At 63.0% G+C, this 16,327-nt stretch carries 21 protein-coding genes; 9 read left to right on the top strand and 12 right to left on the bottom strand.

Annotated features, from left to right (window positions below):
- Position 1: 1 nt before the first annotated feature.
- The 3 genes from K420_RS0107580 to K420_RS0107570 all read left to right on the top strand — a co-directional run bounded on the left by K420_RS0107580 (position 2) and on the right by K420_RS0107570 (position 2,552).
- A complete protein-coding gene (locus K420_RS0107580; protein ID WP_027457556.1) occupies positions 2-844 on the top strand; it encodes an HDOD domain-containing protein in 843 nt (280 codons plus the stop codon).
- Positions 845-937: 93 nt separating this feature from the next.
- Complete coding sequence (gene msrP / locus K420_RS0107575) at positions 938-1,885, top strand: protein-methionine-sulfoxide reductase catalytic subunit MsrP (protein ID WP_027457555.1); 948 nt, start codon at positions 938-940, stop codon at positions 1,883-1,885.
- Between the two features lies 1 nt (position 1,886).
- Positions 1,887-2,552, top strand: a complete 666-nt coding sequence (locus K420_RS0107570; protein WP_027457554.1) for a protein-methionine-sulfoxide reductase heme-binding subunit MsrQ — start codon at positions 1,887-1,889, stop codon at positions 2,550-2,552.
- Between the two features lie 12 nt (positions 2,553-2,564).
- On the opposite strand, the gene K420_RS0107565 is transcribed toward K420_RS0107570, so the two are convergent.
- Both K420_RS0107565 and bioB read right to left on the bottom strand, forming a co-directional pair.
- Positions 2,565-3,443 (bottom strand): methyltransferase domain-containing protein, encoded by an 879-nt coding sequence (locus K420_RS0107565; protein WP_027457553.1) that lies wholly within the window; start codon positions 3,441-3,443, stop codon positions 2,565-2,567.
- The gene (bioB, locus tag K420_RS0107560) at positions 3,440-4,423 is read right to left on the bottom strand and encodes a biotin synthase BioB (protein WP_027457552.1); all 984 of its coding nucleotides are present in this window, start codon (positions 4,421-4,423) and stop codon (positions 3,440-3,442) included. The genes K420_RS0107565 and bioB overlap by 4 nt, the downstream gene beginning before the upstream one ends.
- An 84-nt stretch (positions 4,424-4,507) precedes the next feature.
- Between bioB and K420_RS0107555 the strand changes: the two genes are divergently transcribed.
- On the top strand, positions 4,508-5,224 hold the full coding sequence (locus K420_RS0107555; protein ID WP_027457551.1) for a ComF family protein: 717 nt from the start codon (positions 4,508-4,510) through the stop codon (positions 5,222-5,224).
- Between the two features lie 40 nt (positions 5,225-5,264).
- Positions 5,265-5,729 (top strand): tRNA (cytidine(34)-2'-O)-methyltransferase, encoded by a 465-nt coding sequence (locus K420_RS0107550; RefSeq protein ID WP_027457550.1) that lies wholly within the window; start codon positions 5,265-5,267, stop codon positions 5,727-5,729.
- Between the two features lie 7 nt (positions 5,730-5,736).
- Here K420_RS0107550 and K420_RS0107545 read toward each other — a convergent pair whose 3' ends face one another.
- From K420_RS0107545 to K420_RS0107520, 6 genes are read right to left on the bottom strand one after another with little or no spacing between them, the layout of a single operon-like run.
- Positions 5,737-6,726 carry an NAD(P)H-dependent glycerol-3-phosphate dehydrogenase gene (locus K420_RS0107545; protein ID WP_027457549.1) on the bottom strand — a complete coding sequence of 330 codons (990 nt, stop codon included), beginning with the start codon at positions 6,724-6,726 and terminating at the stop codon, positions 5,737-5,739.
- Entirely contained in the window at positions 6,723-7,163 is a 441-nt protein-coding gene (locus tag K420_RS0107540) for an SH3 domain-containing protein (protein WP_027457548.1), read from the bottom strand. The genes K420_RS0107545 and K420_RS0107540 overlap by 4 nt, the downstream gene beginning before the upstream one ends.
- Before the next feature lie 10 nt (positions 7,164-7,173).
- A complete protein-coding gene (gene secB, locus K420_RS0107535; RefSeq protein ID WP_027457547.1) occupies positions 7,174-7,638 on the bottom strand; it encodes a protein-export chaperone SecB in 465 nt (154 codons plus the stop codon).
- Positions 7,639-7,669: 31 nt separating this feature from the next.
- Positions 7,670-7,930, bottom strand: coding sequence for a glutaredoxin 3 (grxC, locus tag K420_RS0107530; protein ID WP_027457546.1), 261 nt, complete (start codon positions 7,928-7,930; stop codon positions 7,670-7,672).
- On the bottom strand, positions 7,927-8,352 hold the full coding sequence (locus tag K420_RS0107525) for a rhodanese-like domain-containing protein (protein ID WP_198293817.1): 426 nt from the start codon (positions 8,350-8,352) through the stop codon (positions 7,927-7,929). Before K420_RS0107525 ends, grxC begins: the two co-directional genes overlap by 4 nt.
- A 3-nt stretch (positions 8,353-8,355) precedes the next feature.
- Complete coding sequence (locus tag K420_RS0107520) at positions 8,356-8,673, bottom strand: ArsR/SmtB family transcription factor (protein WP_035854604.1); 318 nt, start codon at positions 8,671-8,673, stop codon at positions 8,356-8,358.
- Between the two features lie 146 nt (positions 8,674-8,819).
- On the opposite strand from K420_RS0107520, the gene K420_RS0107515 reads away from it, so the two are divergent.
- From K420_RS0107515 to K420_RS18410, 4 genes are all read left to right on the top strand, one after another.
- Positions 8,820-10,145 (top strand): murein hydrolase activator EnvC family protein, encoded by a 1,326-nt coding sequence (locus K420_RS0107515; RefSeq protein WP_027457543.1) that lies wholly within the window; start codon positions 8,820-8,822, stop codon positions 10,143-10,145.
- On the top strand, positions 10,142-11,560 hold the full coding sequence (locus K420_RS0107510; protein WP_051453010.1) for a S41 family peptidase: 1,419 nt from the start codon (positions 10,142-10,144) through the stop codon (positions 11,558-11,560). The genes K420_RS0107515 and K420_RS0107510 overlap by 4 nt, the downstream gene beginning before the upstream one ends.
- Before the next feature lie 20 nt (positions 11,561-11,580).
- The gene (locus tag K420_RS0107505; protein ID WP_027457541.1) at positions 11,581-11,982 is read left to right on the top strand and encodes a hypothetical protein; all 402 of its coding nucleotides are present in this window, start codon (positions 11,581-11,583) and stop codon (positions 11,980-11,982) included.
- A gap of 76 nt (positions 11,983-12,058) precedes the next feature.
- On the top strand, positions 12,059-12,886 hold the full coding sequence (locus K420_RS18410) for a HesA/MoeB/ThiF family protein (RefSeq protein WP_084019595.1): 828 nt from the start codon (positions 12,059-12,061) through the stop codon (positions 12,884-12,886).
- Here K420_RS18410 and ribD read toward each other — a convergent pair.
- Genes ribD through K420_RS0107480 form a run of 4 tightly spaced genes read right to left on the bottom strand, consistent with a single transcriptional unit; the run spans position 12,801 to position 16,306 of the window.
- Positions 12,801-13,889, bottom strand: coding sequence for a bifunctional diaminohydroxyphosphoribosylaminopyrimidine deaminase/5-amino-6-(5-phosphoribosylamino)uracil reductase RibD (ribD, locus tag K420_RS0107495; protein ID WP_027457540.1), 1,089 nt, complete (start codon positions 13,887-13,889; stop codon positions 12,801-12,803). The two genes, K420_RS18410 and ribD, sit on opposite strands and share 86 nt — an antisense overlap.
- Positions 13,886-14,350: a transcriptional regulator NrdR gene (gene nrdR, locus K420_RS0107490; protein ID WP_027457539.1), complete on the bottom strand. Its 465-nt coding sequence runs from the start codon at positions 14,348-14,350 to the stop codon at positions 13,886-13,888. Before nrdR ends, ribD begins: the two co-directional genes overlap by 4 nt.
- A gap of 6 nt (positions 14,351-14,356) precedes the next feature.
- Complete coding sequence (gene glyA / locus K420_RS0107485; RefSeq protein ID WP_027457538.1) at positions 14,357-15,607, bottom strand: serine hydroxymethyltransferase; 1,251 nt, start codon at positions 15,605-15,607, stop codon at positions 14,357-14,359.
- Positions 15,608-15,649: 42 nt separating this feature from the next.
- Complete coding sequence (locus K420_RS0107480; protein WP_027457537.1) at positions 15,650-16,306, bottom strand: histidine phosphatase family protein; 657 nt, start codon at positions 16,304-16,306, stop codon at positions 15,650-15,652.
- Positions 16,307-16,327 lie beyond the last annotated feature (21 nt).

Below are 16,327 nucleotides of genomic sequence, written 5' to 3'. Positions count from 1 at the left end.
CATGGCGTCCGGTAGCATCCATTTCCGTATCCTCGAAGACATCGCCCGCGACCTGTCGGGCGACGTCAATTTTCCGACCTGCCTGGATGCCGCCATGCTGGTCCGCAACACGCTGCGTGACCCACAGGTTGACCTGCGCCTCGTCGTCCAGGCAATCGGCACCGAGCCGCTGATCTCCAGCAAGCTGCTCCGCATCGCCAATTCCGTCTCCTACAATCCGTCCGGCCGGCCGATCACCGACTTGCAGGTAGCCGTCAGCCGACTGGGCTTTGAAGTCGTTCGCACCACCTCACTGGCGGTGGCCATGGACCAGATGCTGAAGTCGAAGAACCTGACCGCATACGACGGCATCTCACACGCGGCCTGGCAGCATTCGATCCACGTTGCCGCCATCGCCCGCGTACTGGCGAGGCGCCTCGGCCGGATCAACCCGGACGAAGCGATGCTGGCCGGACTGGTGCATAACATCGGCATTTTTTATCTGCTCTATCGGGCAGCCGAATATCCCGAGTATCGCAGCGACCAGCCCGCCATGCTCGAACTGCTCGGGGGCTGGCACGAAAGCATCGGCGACAGCCTGCTGCACATCCTCGGCATGCCGGCGGCGATCACCGATGCCGTACGCGATCACGAACATATCAAGCACACCGAAACGCCCTGCAACGTCTGTGACGTGCTGTATTTCGCCAACTTGCTGGCTGATGACGACATGAGCTGGCTACCTGGCAACCCGCTGTCGGCCGATGAAAGACAAGCCCGGGCGAGTGATCGGGAGCGCTACACCGACTTGCTCGAAGAGGCGAAGGACGACATCGAGAGCCTGTACGCCGCCCTGTCGGCCTGAACCAGGCCTCACTCCCGCTGTCCTACATCCGTTGTGACGGCCTTTCATGGCAGTCCGAAGCGCCTCTTCGCCTTCACCTCCTCGGGAGTTTTCATGCTGATTCGTCACGCCAGCGATATCCTGCCTTCGGAAATTACCGCACCCGCGATCCACGCCGGCCGTCGGCACTTCGTTCGCAACCTGCTGGCGGCGGGTGCGGGCATCTCCCTTGGTCCTCTGGCCAGCGCATCAACTGCCGAGGCCCCTCCCTTCGGCACGCCAAAGGCCAGCCCCTTTTCACTGAGCGACGAGAAGCCGACCGCCTTCAAATCGATCACCGGCTATGGCAACTTCTATGAATTCGGTCCCGACAAGGACAGCCCGGCCCGACATGCTCACCGCCTGCGCACCCGTCCTTGGAGCGTGACGATCGACGGCGAGGTAAAGAATGCCAAGACCTTCGGCATCGAGGACATCCTGGCGTGGCCAGCCCTCGAGGAACGCATCTACCGCCTGCGTTGCGTGGAAGGCTGGAGTGCCGTCATTCCCTGGATCGGCTTTCCGTTCAGCGAACTGCTCAAACGGATCGAGCCGACCGGCAATGCCAAATTCGTCGAATTCTGGAGCCTGGCCGACCCCGAGCAGATGCCTTTCGTCCGCCTGCCTTTCCTCGATTGGCCCTATCGTGAGGCGCTGCGCCTGGACGAAGCGCAGCACCCGTTGACCATCCTGGCCGTTGGCATGTACGGCGAAGTCATGCCGAAGCAGAATGGTGCGCCGTTACGCCTTGTCGTACCTTGGAAATACGGCTTCAAGAGCGCCAAATCCATCGTACGCATCCGTTTCGTCGAGAAGCAGCCGGAAACAAGCTGGATCAAAGCGGCACCTGACGAATACGGCTTCTATTCGAACGTCAACCCCGAGGTGCCGCACAAGCGCTGGAGCCAAAGCCACGAACGCCGCCTCGGCGAGTTCTTCAAGCGCAAGACCCTCCCCTTCAACGGCTACGCCGACCAGGTTGCCGGGCTGTATGCCGGCATGGATCTACACAAGAACTTCTGACATGAGCTACAGCCCCGACGCCCGCCAACTCTCCGGCCTCAAAGCCATTCTCTTCCTGCTCTGCCTGCTGCCCCTGGGCCGCCTGCTGTGGGCAGCCTATACGGATGATTTTGGCCCCAACCCGGTCGAGTTCGTGCAGCGCTGGACCGGCACCTGGAGCTTCAACCTGTTGCTCATCACGCTGAGCATCACGCCGCTGCGCGCCATGACCGAATGGCACTGGCTGATCCGCCTGCGCCGGATGCTCGGCCTGTTCTGCTTCTTCTACGCTACGCTGCATTTCCTGGCCTTCATCGGCTTCGATCATGCCTTCGATCTCAACGACATCGCCCGCGATATCGCCAAGCGCCCGTTCGTCACGGTCGGCTTCGCGGCGTTTGTTCTGCTCGTACCGCTGGCCGCAACCTCCACCCAATGGGCCATTCGCCGGCTGGGCGGGCGGCAGTGGCAGCAGTTGCATCGCAATATCTACCTGATCAGCATCCTGGCCTGCGTGCATTACTTCTGGCTGGTCAAGGCCACCGCCCTGCTCTGGCCACTGGCCTACTCGGTTGCCGTGGCGCTGCTCCTCGGCTGGCGCGTCCGGGAGCGCCGCCGCAAGGCGATTCCAGTGCCGCGCAACGAAACGGTCAACCCGGTTCGCTTCTACAAACAGAAGCCGGACTAAGCCGGCGCAGGTTCAACCCTTGCGCGGCAGATCGAAGCGGACGATGGCGCGGCCATCGGGGGTCTGCTTCGGCGCCGCCTTCCAGGCATGGCCGTAGATCACCTCGAAGGTGGCCGGCAGCTTGCCATCACAACGCAGGCTTTCGTAGGCAGCCCGCGCCGCAGCCCAGGCCTGGCGCCCAGTCAGACCATGCCGGCGTGCCTTCATGGCGCACATCGAACCAGCCGCACGCAAGTCGGCGAACAGAGCATCGAGATCGTCATAGGTCAGGGTGACGATTTCCATGTCCATCACCGGATCGGCAAAGCCGCAGCCGACCAGCATGTCGCCGAGGTCGTGCATATCGGTAAACCGTTGGGTGTGGGCGTAGCCGTCACTGAAAGTCGAGCGGAGTTCCTTCAACGTATCCGGCCCGAGCGTCGAAAACATCAGCAGACCACCGACTTCCAGAACGCGGTACGCTTCGGCCAACGCCGGAATCGGGTCGTCCAGCCAGTGCAGCAGCAGGTTGGACCAGACCAGGGCTGCCGAACGGGTGGACAGGGGCAGATTGGCCGCATCGGCGGCGAGGCGCTGGGGCTCGCCCTTGCGGCCCAGTGCCAGCCAGCGCTGCCAGCCGGCGCGCGGGGGCCGACCGGCCGCCAGCATGGCCGGCGAAAGGTCGATACCAACCCACTCGGCTTCCGGGTAACGGGCGTTCAGCGCCGGAAAACTGCCCCCCCGGCTACAGCCAAGATCGACCACCCGTTTCGGCTGCAGATTGACGTAATCCAGCCGCTCCAGCATCCGGCTATCGATTTCGCGGGCAAAGAAATCCCCCTCGCCATACGACGCCGCACCCCGGGAAAAGCGTCGACCGACCTGTTGCCGGTCGACGAAGCCAGCGCTCAAATCGCCTTCATGCCCAAGCGGGCGAACAGGGCGTCATCGCGCTCGATATCGGGATTGCCGGTGGTGAGCAGGAAATCCCCGTAGAACATCGAGTTGGCACCGGCCAGGAAGCACATGGCCTGGAGTTCGTCGCTCATTTCCTGGCGACCGGCCGACAGGCGAACCCACGAGGTCGGCATGGCGATGCGGGCGGCAGCGATGGTCCGCACGAACTCAAACGGGTCGAGGCGCGGCACATCGGCCAGCGGTGTACCGGGAATCGGCACCAGGTTATTGATCGGCACCGATTCTGGCGGCTTGGGCAGGTTGGCCAGCTGGACAATCAACGCTGCACGGTTCTTGCGGGACTCACCCATGCCGATGATGCCGCCGGAACAGACGTTGATGCCAGCGTCCCGCACCTGGTCCAGCGTATCGAGACGGTCATCGTGGGTGTGAGACTTGATGACCTGACCGTAGAACTCCTTGTCGGTATCCAGGTTGTGGTTGTAGTAATCGAGGCCGGCCTCCTTCAGCTTTTCGGCCTGGCCCTCCTTGAGCATGCCCAGCGTGACGCAGGTTTGCATGCCGAGAGCCTTGACCTCCCGCACCATGTCCAGCACGCGGTCGAGATCGTTATCCTTCGGGCCTTTCCAGGCGGCCCCCATGCAGAAGCGCGAAGCGCCCTTGTCCTTCGCCGCCTTGGCCGCTGCGACCACCTCCTCGACCGGCATCAGGCGTTCGCGGCCGGTTTCGGTTTCGTAACGGGCCGATTGCGAGCAGTAGCCACAATCCTCGGAACACCCCCCGGTCTTGACCGAAAGCAGCGTCGAGCGCTGAATGGCGTTCGCGTCGAAATGCTGGCGATGCACGCCCTGGGCACGCCACAGCAGGTCCATGAGAGGCATTTCGTACAGCGCGAGTACCTCGTCGACAGTCCAGCGATGGACTGGCGCGGATTGGGATTCACAGGAAACGGCGGCGAGGGAGCTAGCTTGCATGGGTGGCCTTGCGTGAGAAAATGCTATAAAAATCAGACACGAAGCATGTCAGTAATTATGAATTATCACGGACACAGCGTTTGAATGTCAATTTTACCCTACCCCACCGCCCTCTCGCGTTTCACGCATCGCACAGTAGCGCTTCTCCTCCCTGCCAGCTGTCTGCTCTGCGGCGGGGACAGCGAAAATGAACTCGTCTGCGCCGCCTGCATAGCGGAGCTACCGCAGCTCGCTGAACCCTGCTGCCCACTGTGCGCCGACCGCACGACGCACGGCGAACGCTGTGGCGCCTGCCTCAAGGATCCGCCCGCCTTCTCGCGGGCGTTCGCCGCCTACCGCTACGATTACCCGCTCGACCGCATCATTCATGCTCTGAAGTATGGTCATCAACTGGCCGTTGCCGACTGGTGTGCCGGCCGGCTTGCTCCCTTGGCAGGCCACGCGCATTTCGACCGCATCCTGCCCCTCCCCTTGCACGTCGAGCGCCTGCGGGAACGAGGCTTCAATCAGTCCGGGGAAATCGCCAAGGCGCTCGGCCGGCGGCTGGATCTTCCGGTCGACCCGACATCCCTGCTCCGGACGCGGGCCACGCCGCCGCAAGCCGAACTGCCGCACAAAGAGCGTCTCCGCAACGTGCGCGGCGCCTTCGAATGCCGCACCGATCTGACGGGACAGCATCTGCTGCTGATCGACGACGTGATGACGACGGGCGCCACAGCGAACGAAGGCGCCCGCGTCCTCAAGTTGCATGGCGCCGCCTCGGTCACGGTGGCAGTTGTCGCCCGTGCGCTGAAGGACTGATTCCGTGCTTTAATCCGCCCCTTTAGCCCCCATTCCCACCGTGTTCGCTGTCGTTCTCTTTCAACCGGAAATCCCGCCCAACACCGGCAACATCATCCGCATGTGCGCCAATAGCGGCGCCGAACTTCACCTGGTCGAGCCGCTCGGGTTCGATATCAGCGACAAGTCGTGCCGGCGGGCCGGACTGGATTACCATGAATACGCCCGGGTCATGCGTCATGCCGACTGGGCGGCCTGCAAGCGGGCACTGACTGGCCGGCGGCTGTTCGCCATGACGACAAAGGGGAATGCCAGCCCGTACAACACGACGTTCCAGGAGAGTGACGTCTTTGTCTTCGGCCGTGAAACCAGCGGGTTGCCGCCTGAGATCATGGTGGAATTCGGCGAAGCAAACCGCCTGCGCCTACCGATGCTCCCTGGGCAGCGTTCGCTGAATCTGTCGAATGCCGCTGCCGTCACCGTCTTCGAGGCCTGGCGGCAGATCGGTTTTCGCGGCGCGCGCTAGGCAGCGCTCAGGCCAGTTCCTCACGCGGGTCGCGCGCCATCAATTGCTCGACAGCCTGCGCCGCACTCAGGCGGCCATCGAGCACGGCGGCAACCGCAGCGCTGATCGGCATATCCACCGCCAACTGGCGCGCCAACCGATCGACCTCGCGCGCCGTATACACCCCCTCGGCGACGTGGCCGAGTTCCTCGAGAATTTGCTGCAGCGACTTGTTCTGGGCGAGGGCCAGGCCGACCCGGCGATTACGCGACAGGTCGCCGGTGCAGGTCAGGATCAGATCCCCCATGCCGGCCAGCCCCATGAAGGTCTGCCGCTCGGCGCCCAGGGCCAGGCCGAGGCGGGCAATTTCAGCCAGGCCGCGGGTCATCAGAGCGGCCCGGGAATTCAGGCCGAGACCGAGGCCGTCGCACACGCCGGTGGCGATGGCCAGCACATTCTTCACAGCGCCGCCGACCTCGACACCAACCAGATCGTCGTTAGCGTAGATACGCAAGCGGGTGGAGTGAAGTTGCCGCGCCGTCTCGCGGGCAAAAGCCGGCTCGTTGGCAGCCAGTGAAACCGCCGTCGGCTGGCCAGCGGCCACTTCTTCGGCGAAACTTGGTCCGGACAGGGCGCCACAACGTGCCGCATCGCCCAGCACTTCGGCGACCACCTGATGCGGCAACTTGCCGCTGCCAGCTTCGAAACCCTTGCACACCCAGAGCAGCGGCGTCACACACCCCAGCGCCTTGAGGTGTTCAACCGTCGGCCGCAAGCCGGCAATCGGCGTGGCGACAACCAGCAAGTCGGCATCGGCCGCCGCCGCCGCAAAGTCGGTCGTGACGGCGACCGAATCAGGCAGCCGATAACCCGGAAAAAAGCGGCGATTCTCGCGACAGGCCAGCAACTCGGCGGCGACATCCGCCTCGCGCGACCACAGCGTCACCGCATGCTTGCCGGCAAAAGCAATGGCCAGCGCCGTTCCCCAGGCACCGGCCCCCAACAACGTGATTTTCATAAACCCCAGACCTGCGTCGAACGGATATAACCGGTCGCCCCGTCACGATGCCGGACCTTGACCCAACCCGGGGCAGCCGCTTCCAGCCAGTCAACTGCGACCCACTTGTCCAGTTCGAGCAGGACGGGGGACTCCACCTTGTCGGACTGATGCATCTCGGCTTTCGCCGCGGTAACGACCAGCGTCCGCTTGTCGGTCAGGTTTTTTGCCTCGATCCAGGCCAGCGTACCCTCGGCATCACGCACCTTGTGCCAGCCCTCGAGGCGAACCACGACCTCGACCGGCGTCTGCCCCTTGATCAGGTAGAGCTTCTTGCCGGCCTGCGACGGCGCATCATAGAGAATGGCAGCCGGCACGCTGACCGAACGATAATCGATGGCCAGTGCGGCACCGGCCGCACCGATCAGCGAGACAGCGACAAGCGCGCGACGCCACATGACCTCGTCCTTACTGGATCGGCACTTCGGTCGGGGCGCCCGACTCGGCCTGCTGCTGCAGGCGCTGCATGTACATGGCTTCGAAATTGACCGGCTGCAGGACGATCGGCTGGAAGCCGGCACGACCGACCGCATCGGACACGGCTTCGCGGGCATACGGGAACAGGATGTTCGGGCAGGCCACAGCAACCAGCGGCTCGATCTGCTCATCCGGCACGTTCTGGATGCGGAAAATACCGGCCTGGCCGACCTCGACCAGGAACACCGTCTTCTCGCCGAAGCGAGCAGTCACGGTCACGGTCAGGACGACCTCGAAGACGCCTTCGCCAACACCGCGACCGGCAGTATTGAGCTGAATTTCAACCTGCGGCTGCTCCTGCTCAAGGAAAATTTCCGGGGCGTTCGGCACTTCAACCGACAGATCCTTGACGTAGAGTTTTTCAATGGCGAAGAGCGGCTGGGTGTTTTGTTCCATGGTTTTCTTTCGGAAAATAAATCGGTTCGGTTCAGGCTTCGAGCAGGGGCTTCAACTTGCCGGCCGCATCGAGGGCATGCAGATCGTCACAGCCTCCCACATGGGTGTCGCCGATGAAGATCTGCGGTACGGTACGCCGCTGGGTTTTCTGCATCATTTCATCACGCCGCTCGTGATCGAGGTCCACACGAACCTCCTCGATCTCGGTGACGCCCCGCGCCTTGAGCAATTGTTTGGCGCGAACGCAGTACGGGCAGACTGCCGTGGTGTACATCAAGACGCGGGCGCTCATTTTTTCTTGCCGCCTTTCTTGATCGGATAACCCGCCCCCACCCAGGCGTCAACGCCACCGGAGAGGTTGTAGAGCTTGCCGAAACCTTGCTTTTTCAGCTCGCCACAGGCCTTGTTCGAGCGCATGCCGGAGGCACAGCAGACAATCAGCGGCTTGTCCTTGAACTTCTCCAGTTCGCCAACCCTTTCGACCAGTTTGGCGGCCGGAATGTTGACGGAGTCCGGCAGGTGGCCGGCCGCGAATTCGTCGGCCTCGCGCACGTCGAGAAGCTGGGCATCTTCACGATTGATCAACTGCGTCGCTTCGGCCGGCGAAACGCTGTTGCCGGAAGGCCGGAAGAACGCCGGCCAGAGCAGCGACAAGCCGCTGACCACGACCAGGGAGATGAGCAGGATATTCTGGTTGATAAATTCCATCGGCATCGATCAGGCCTCCGTACCGCAGAAAACTTCGCGCATCATGCCGACGAGTTGCAAGGTGCGCTGATCACCGACACGGTAGAAGACGCGATTCGCATCCTTGCGGGTAACCAGCACGCCCTTTTCGCGCAGGATGGCGAGATGTTGGGAGATGTTGCTTTGCGAGGTTCCCACCGCATCGACGATTTCCTGCACACAGGCCTCCTCCTCGCCAAGGACGCACAAAATCTTTAGACGCAACGGATGCGCAATGGATTTCAAGGCGCGGGCGGCCAACTCGATGTGCTCCTGCTTGTCGATCAGACTGAAGGAAGGCGTTTCCAAGACAAAACCTCGTTATCGGTGAATAGCGCATTATAAAATAGGCATTCCCGTTTGGCTTAATCGAAATCAATCCCATGTTCCCCCGAAATCCGCCGTTCGGCCAACGCCTCCACGCTGTACGGCGACACGGACTGGCGGTGGCGTTGATGGCCACCATGCTGGCCTTCAGCGGGCCCGGCTCAGCCCGACCGGCCGCCGAGAAAAGGACAGCTTCGCCCGTCGCGGCGCCGGAGATCGCCGAAAAACAGGCGGATCTCGGCGAACTGCGCAGTCGGATCGAGGGCTTGCGCAAGGAGTTGTCCACCAGCGAGGAAAACAAGGCGGACGCCGCCGACCGCCTGCGCGAATCGGAACGCAAGATATCGCTGCTGCAACGCGAACTGCACGACCTGACCGAATCCCGCAGCCAATTGCAGCGCAAGCTCAAGAACCTTGAACAGCAATCGCAGGAACTCGGCGCCACACTCGGCCAGCAGCAGGCGCAACTAGAAAAGCTGCTCTACAAACAGTACCTGCGCGGCACCCCGGACTCGCTGCAACTCTTGCTCAACGGTGACGACCCCAACCAGATGGCGCGCGACCTGCACTACCTCTCGGCCATCGCCCTGAGCCGGGCCGAGTTGATGGGGGAGATCAACGCCACGCTCGACCGGAAAAAGGTCCTTGCCGCCGACGCCAAGGCACGCGCGGCCGAACTGGCCGACGTCGAGGCCGAGCAGCAGAAGCGTCATGCCGAATTGCAGAAGCAGCGGGAGGAGCGCAAGGCCCTGTATGCGCAGATCTCCAGCAAAGTCAATGCGCAGCGCAAGGAAATCGGCAACCTGCAACAAAACGAAAAGCGCCTGAGCAATCTGATCGATCGCCTGTCGCGGATTCTCGCCGCCCAGGCGGCACAGGCCGCCAAAGCTGCCAAGGCTGCGGAAGCGGCCCGCCAGGCTGCTCAGCAGCAGAAGGAGAAAACGCTCGCCGGCAACACGGGGGACCGAGGCGAGACGCGGCCACCGATCGCTACCGAACCTTCCCGGCCGCGGCAGGTCGAATCCGAGAATCGCTACGAACCGGTGGCCAGCAACGGCAGCTTCGCCCGCCAGCGCGGCAGCCTTCGCCTGCCGGTGCGCGGCACGGTATCCGGCCGTTTTGGTGCGCCGCGCGACGGCGGCGGCACGTGGCGCGGACTGTTCATCCGTGCCGGTTCTGGCAGCGAGGTGAAAGCCATCGCCAACGGGCGGGTGGTTTTTTCGGAATGGATGCGAGGTTTCGGCAACCTGCTGATCGTCGACCACGGTGATGCCTATCTGTCGATCTACGGCAATAACGACTCGCTGCTGAAACAGGTGGGGCAGAGCGTGAAAGGCGGGGAGACGGTCGCTACCGTGGGCAATAGCGGGGGCAATCCGGAATCCGGTTTATACTTTGAGCTCCGCCACCAGGGGCAACCGATCGACCCGTTGAAATGGGCAAGTTTGAAATGAGCAAAGCAAAAACCATCAGCCTGACCGTCGGCGCCTTCGTCGCTGGAGCCCTTATCAGCTTGCACATTCCGGCACTGGCCGAGAAGGAAACCAAGCCCGGCCTGCCGATCGACGAGTTGCGCACCTTTGCCGAGGTCTACAGCGCCATCAAGCAGGGCTATGTCGAGCCGGTCGAAGACAAGAAGATGATCACCAATGCCATCTCCGGCATGCTCTCCAACCTCGATCCGCACTCGGCCTATCTCGATGCCGACGCCTTCAAGGATCTGCAGGTCGGCACGCAGGGCGAGTTCGGCGGGCTGGGCATCGAAGTCGGCATGGAAGACGGGCTGGTCAAGGTGATCTCGCCGATCGAGGACACCCCGGCCTACCGTGCCGGCGTCAAGGCGGGCGACCTGATCTTCAAGCTTGACGACACCCCGGTCAAAGGCCTGTCGCTGTCGGAAGCCGTCAAGAAGATGCGCGGCAAGCCGAAGACACCGATCAAGATTTCCATCCTGCGCAAGGGCGAAGCCAAGCCCATCGAAATCACCCTGGTGCGCGAAGTGATCAAGGTGCAAAGCGTCAAGTCCAAACTGGTCGAACCCGGCTACGGCTGGGTGCGCATCACGCAGTTTCAGGAAAACACCATCTCCGAGCTGGCCAAGCATCTCGGCACCCTCTACAAGGACGGCAACAAGTTGAACGGTCTGGTGCTCGACCTGCGCAACGACCCGGGCGGCCTGCTGCACGGTGCGATCGGCGTTTCCGCCGCCTTCCTGCCGCCGGACGTCAAGGTGGTGTCCACCGACGGCCGCACCGAGGATGCCAAGCAGGAGTTCAAGGCCCGCGTCCAGGATTACCAGCGCGGCACCAAGGAAGATCCGCTCAAGTTGCTGCCGATCGAGGCCAAGAATGTGCCGATGGTCGTTCTGGTCAACGGCGGATCGGCCTCCGCCTCGGAAATCGTCGCCGGCGCCCTGCAGGATCACAAGCGCGCCGTCATCGTCGGCACGCAGACCTTCGGCAAGGGCTCGGTGCAGTCCGTCCTGCCGTTGCCGGGCAACACCGCGATCAAGCTGACCACGGCCCGCTACTACACGCCGTCGGGTCGTTCCATCCAGGCCAAGGGCATCACGCCGGACATTGTCGTCGAGGAAAGCCTGAATGGCAGTAGCGCCGGCATGCGCATCCGCGAGGCCGATCTTGATCGCCACCTGAGCAACGACCGCGACAAGGAAGCCCCCAAGGCCGACCCCAAGGCAGCTGCCAAGAATGCGATCAAGCCGAGCAAGGAGAAGGACAAGAACGGCAAGGAGGAGAGCGAGGAGGAACTGCCGCCGCGCCTCGAGTATGCCTCGAAGAGCGACTACCAGTTCCAGCAGGCACTGATCCTTCTCAAGGGGCTGCAGATCATGCAGAATAAGGCGCAGTAACCCACGGATCGGGAGGTCCCATGTCAGGCTCTGATCTCAGGAAGAAACGGGAAATCCTGTTCTCCAAATTCCCGCCGGGCCAAGTGCCCGAAGCCGCTGACGATCTCCAGCGGCTGGAGGACATCGAGGTCAGCGCCCGCTTCGAGGAGCGGGCCGTCGGTGTCGCCTACGACCTCCAGCAGCACACCCTGCGCGAACTCGATGAACACCTGGTCGACAAGGGCTACCACCTCGACAACACCCTGCTCACCAAGCTGACCCGGGCGCTGATCTACTATGTCGAGGAGACCCAGTTGCACAACATGGACGCCCCGGAAAGGCGCCTCAAGCGCTCGTCGCAGGAGGCCTACGTCAAGGCCTGGGAACACCGTCCGCATGGCGACCACGACGATACGCCGCCGGAGTGGCGCGAATACAAGTAGTTGTCAGTCGGTGGTAGGTCGTCGTTAGCAAGGGCACCTGCCGACTGACGACCACAAACCAACAACCGACGACTGCATGAACGACGACCAGCTTCTCCGCTATAGCCGCCATATCCTGCTCGACGCACTGGGCATCGAAGGCCAGGAGCGCATTCTCGCCACTCACGCGCTGATCATCGGTGCCGGTGGACTGGGCTCACCCGCCGCCCTCTACCTGGCTTCCGCCGGAATCGGCAAGATCACGTTGGTCGATGACGACACGGTCGATTTCACCAACCTGCAGCGCCAGATACTGCACAGCCAAGCCCGCGTCGGCATGGCCAAGGCAGAATCCGGCCGGCAAGCCCTGCTGGCGATCAACCCGGAAATCGACATCGTACCCTTGCAGCAACGGCTGTCGGGCGGAGCGCTTGACGCGCTGGTCGCCACGGCCGATATCGTGCTCGACTGCACCGACAATTTCACCACCCGGCACGCCATCAATCGGGCCTGCGTGCATCATCGGAGGCCGCTGGTATCCGGCGCCGCCATTCGCTTCGACGGACAGATCAGCGTGTACGACCTGCGTCACGACGATGCGCCGTGCTACCACTGCCTGTTCCCGGAAGGGGAAGATGTCGAGGAGGTGCGCTGTGCGGTGATGGGAGTTTTTGCCCCGCTGACCGGCATCGTCGGCACCATGCAGGCCGCCGAGGCATTGAAGCTCGCCGCAGGCATCGGCAAATCGCTGAGCGGGCGCCTGCTGTTGCTCGACGCGCTGGAGATGGAATGGCGTACCGTGCGTTTTAAGAAAGACGCCGGCTGTGCCGTTTGTGGCCCTACGAAGGACGGGCAAGCACCCGGATATCTGCCCCGACCTGACGCAGATCGCGAATCTGCAGACGGCACTTGCCGTCTAGCGTAGCCAGTTCGGGCAGGTTGAACAGGCCGCTCGCCTCGTGGCCGATCAGGCACGGGGCGAGATAAAGCAGCAGTTCATCGACCAAGCCTTCGCGCAACAGCGAACCGTTCAGTTTGAAACCCGCCTCGGCATGCACCTCGTTGATGCCACGCTGGGCCAACGCAGCGAGCAGCGCCGCCAAATCGACCTTGCCGGAAGCATGAGGCAGGATCAACACCTCCGCCCCGACTGACCGTAGCGCTTCGATTCGTCCAGAATCCTCGACAGCGCCGGCGATCAACGTTGAACCGCCCTGCAAAACACGGGCGTCGAGCGGGGTTTCCAGTTTGCTATCGACCACGACGCGCAGCGGTTGGCGAGGGGTTTCAACATCGCGCACATTGAGTTGCGGATTATCGTCGCGCACCGTGCCGATGCCGGTCAGGATGGCGCAGGCCCGCGCCCGCCAGGCATGGCCGTCGCGCCGGGCATCCGGACCGGTGATCCACTGGCTGACGCCATTGTTGAGCGCCGTCTTGCCGTCCAGGCTGGCAGCCGCTTTCAGGCGCAACCAGGGGCGACCGCGCGTCATGCGCGAAACGAAGCCGATGTTCACTTCGCGCGCCTCGTTTTCCAGCAGGCCGCTGACCGTCTCGATGCCGGCCGCCTGCAGCAGGGCCAGGCCCTGACCGGCGACCAACGGATTGGGATCGGTCATCGCCGCAACGACGCGCGACACCCCGGCGGCAATCAGGGCTTCGGCGCAAGGCGGTGTACGGCCGTGGTGGCTGCACGGCTCCAACGTGACGTAGGCGGTCGCGCCCCGGGCCTTGTCACCGGCTGCGCGCAGGGCATGCACTTCGGCATGCGGTTCGCCGGCTTTTTCGTGCCAGCCTTCGCCCACGATTTCGCCATCGCGAGCCAGCACACAACCGACACGCGGATTGGGCGAGGTCGTCCACAGGCCGCGCTCGGCCAGTTGCAGGGCGCGCGCCATCATGCCGTGATCAACGGCGGAAAAACTCATTTTTTCTTGGTGGCGGGAGAGACTTCGCGGATAGCGCGGGAGAACGCATCGACGTCTTCGAAATTGCGATAGACCGAAGCAAAGCGGATATAGGCCACCTTGTCGAGCTTTTTCAACTCGCGCATAACCAGTTCGCCCAGTTGCTGGGTCGTCACTTCGCGTTCGCCGGCCGAGAGCAGGCGTTCCTCGATATCGGCCACCGCCGCATCAATCGCTTCGATGGAAACCGGCCGCTTGCGCAGGGCGAGTTCAAGGCTGGCGCGCAGCTTTTCGCGCTTGAATTCGGTGCGCAGGCCGTTTTTCTTGACGACCTGCGGCAACTGGATTTCTGCCCGCTCGTAGGTCGTGAAACGCTTGTCGCAGGCATTGCACTTCCGGCGGCGACGGACGACATCCCCCTCGTCGTTCAGACGAGTGTCGGCGACCGCCGTGTCCTCCGCGCCGCAGAAAGGGCATTTCACAGCAGATTACGCGCCGTAAACCGGGAACTTGGCGCACAACGCGGCGACCTTGGCGCGCACGGTGGCGGCCACGGTTTCGTCGTTCGGTGCGTCGAGCACGTCGGCCACCAGGTGGGCGATCTGCTCGGCTTCGATCTCGGTGAAACCACGGGTCGTCATGGCTGGCGAGCCGATACGGATGCCGGAGGTGACGAACGGCTTCTGCGGGTCGTTCGGGATGCCGTTTTTGTTGACCGTGATGTGGGCACGGCCCAGGGCAGCTTCGGCATCCTTGCCGGTGATGTTCTTGGCGCGCAGGTCGACCAGGAAGACGTGGCTTTCGGTACGACCGGAAACGATGCGCAGGCCACGCTCTTCACCGAGCACACGCGCCATGACGCGGGCGTTGTTGATGACCTGTTCCTGGTAGTTCTTGAACTCCGGCGAAGCGGCTTCCTTGAAGGCCACTGCCTTGGCAGCGATGACATGCATCAGCGGGCCGCCTTGCAGGCCCGGGAAGATGGCCGAATTGAGGGCCTTTTCGTGCTCGGCCTTCATCAGGATGACACCACCGCGCGGGCCGCGCAGGGTCTTGTGCGTGGTCGAGGTAACGACGTCGGCATGCGGCACCGGGTTCGGGTAGAAACCGGCAGCGATCAGGCCGGCGTAGTGGGCCATGTCGACCCAGAAGATGGCGCCGACTTCCTTGGCGATCTTGGCGAAGCGCTCCCAGTCGATGCGCAGGGCGTAGGCGGAGGCACCGGCGACGATGATCTTCGGCTTGTGCTCGCGGGCCAGCGCTTCCATGCGCTCGTAGTCGATCTCTTCCTTTTCGTTCAGGCCGTAGGAAACGACGTTGAACCACTTGCCGGACATGTTCAGGGCCATGCCGTGGGTCAGGTGACCACCTTCGGCCAGGCTCATGCCCATGATGGTGTCACCCGGCTTGGCGAAGGCCATCAGTACGGCCTGGTTGGCCTGCGAGCCGGAATTCGGCTGGACGTTGGCGGCTTCGGCACCGAACAGCTTCTTCAGGCGGTCGATGGCGATCTGCTCGGCGACGTCGACGTACTCGCAGCCACCGTAGTAACGCTTGCCCGGGTAGCCTTCGGCGTACTTGTTGGTCAGCTGGGAGCCCTGGGCTTCCATGACGGCCTTGCTAACGTAGTTTTCGGACGCGATCAGTTCGATGTGGTCTTCCTGACGCTGGTTCTCGGCTTCGATCGCCTTCCAGAGTTCAGGGTCAACTTTTGCCAGGGTGTCTTTCGCGGAAAACATGGGGATAGCCTCAAGCCATTGAAGAAAAGGGAGAAGATTTTATCACGAAGGCAGTTCGTCAAGGGCGCCCGGCTCCAGGTGGTCGGTTTCGCCCCAGGTATCGAGCTGCCACTGTCCGTCGACCACGGAAATCCAGTTGATGCCGGCGTTCGGGATCAGGAAATCGCGCGGCATTTCGAGCGGATTGCCGCGTACGAAACGGTTGATGACATCCAGCACGCCGCCGTGCAGCACGACGACAACATTCCGGCCCGGATGGGCGGCGGCGATTTGCTGCAGCTTGTCCGTAACGCGGGCGAACATGGCCTTCAGGCTCTCGCCGTTCTCGAAGGCGTAATCGGCGTTGCGTCCCTCGAAGGCGCCGTAGCCATCGGGATAGCGGGCCCGCGCTTCATCGTAGGTCAGCCCCTCGAAAACCCCGTAGCGGCGCTCGCGCATTTCGGGCACCGGCACCGGCGCCACGCCGATCTCGGCACCAATGGCCAGCGCCGTGGTCCAGGCACGCTTGAGGTCGCTGCTGTAAAGCGCCACGACACCGGCCCCCTTCAACCAGCGCCCGGCGGCCACCGCCTGTCGCCGCCCGGTGTCGTTCAAACCGATGTCGATCTGCCCCTGGATACGTCGCTCGGCGTTCCATTCGGTTTCGCCATGGCGTACCAGGCAGATACGTGTCGGCTGGTTTGTAGGGATTTCCACCATTTTCCGCCCATGCCCTTCACT

The organism is Dechloromonas agitata is5 (assembly GCF_000519045.1).
Taxonomy (GTDB): domain Bacteria; phylum Pseudomonadota; class Gammaproteobacteria; order Burkholderiales; family Rhodocyclaceae; genus Azonexus; species Azonexus agitatus.
The sequence above is the reverse complement of the archived record's forward strand: the minus strand, read 5'-3'. Positions and strand labels throughout refer to the sequence as shown.

Excerpts from the sequence above, each read along its gene's own strand:
- K420_RS0107580 (WP_027457556.1), top strand. The coding sequence starts at position 2 with ATGGCGTCCGGTAGCATCCATTTCCGTATCCTCGAAGACATCGCCCGC.
- msrP (WP_027457555.1), top strand. The coding sequence starts at position 938 with ATGCTGATTCGTCACGCCAGCGATATCCTGCCTTCGGAAATTACCGCA.
- K420_RS0107570 (WP_027457554.1), top strand. The coding sequence starts at position 1,887 with ATGAGCTACAGCCCCGACGCCCGCCAACTCTCCGGCCTCAAAGCCATT.
- bioB (WP_027457552.1), bottom strand. The coding sequence starts at position 4,423 with ATGCAAGCTAGCTCCCTCGCCGCCGTTTCCTGTGAATCCCAATCCGCG.
- K420_RS0107555 (WP_027457551.1), top strand. The coding sequence starts at position 4,508 with ATGTCAATTTTACCCTACCCCACCGCCCTCTCGCGTTTCACGCATCGC.
- K420_RS0107545 (WP_027457549.1), bottom strand. The coding sequence starts at position 6,726 with ATGAAAATCACGTTGTTGGGGGCCGGTGCCTGGGGAACGGCGCTGGCC.
- K420_RS0107540 (WP_027457548.1), bottom strand. The coding sequence starts at position 7,163 with ATGTGGCGTCGCGCGCTTGTCGCTGTCTCGCTGATCGGTGCGGCCGGT.
- secB (WP_027457547.1), bottom strand. The coding sequence starts at position 7,638 with ATGGAACAAAACACCCAGCCGCTCTTCGCCATTGAAAAACTCTACGTC.
- grxC (WP_027457546.1), bottom strand. The coding sequence starts at position 7,930 with ATGAGCGCCCGCGTCTTGATGTACACCACGGCAGTCTGCCCGTACTGC.
- K420_RS0107525 (WP_198293817.1), bottom strand. The coding sequence starts at position 8,352 with ATGCCGATGGAATTTATCAACCAGAATATCCTGCTCATCTCCCTGGTC.
- K420_RS0107515 (WP_027457543.1), top strand. The coding sequence starts at position 8,820 with ATGGCCACCATGCTGGCCTTCAGCGGGCCCGGCTCAGCCCGACCGGCC.
- K420_RS0107510 (WP_051453010.1), top strand. The coding sequence starts at position 10,142 with ATGAGCAAAGCAAAAACCATCAGCCTGACCGTCGGCGCCTTCGTCGCT.
- K420_RS0107505 (WP_027457541.1), top strand. The coding sequence starts at position 11,581 with ATGTCAGGCTCTGATCTCAGGAAGAAACGGGAAATCCTGTTCTCCAAA.
- K420_RS18410 (WP_084019595.1), top strand. The coding sequence starts at position 12,059 with ATGAACGACGACCAGCTTCTCCGCTATAGCCGCCATATCCTGCTCGAC.
- ribD (WP_027457540.1), bottom strand. The coding sequence starts at position 13,889 with ATGAGTTTTTCCGCCGTTGATCACGGCATGATGGCGCGCGCCCTGCAA.
- glyA (WP_027457538.1), bottom strand. The coding sequence starts at position 15,607 with ATGTTTTCCGCGAAAGACACCCTGGCAAAAGTTGACCCTGAACTCTGG.
- K420_RS0107480 (WP_027457537.1), bottom strand. The coding sequence starts at position 16,306 with ATGGTGGAAATCCCTACAAACCAGCCGACACGTATCTGCCTGGTACGC.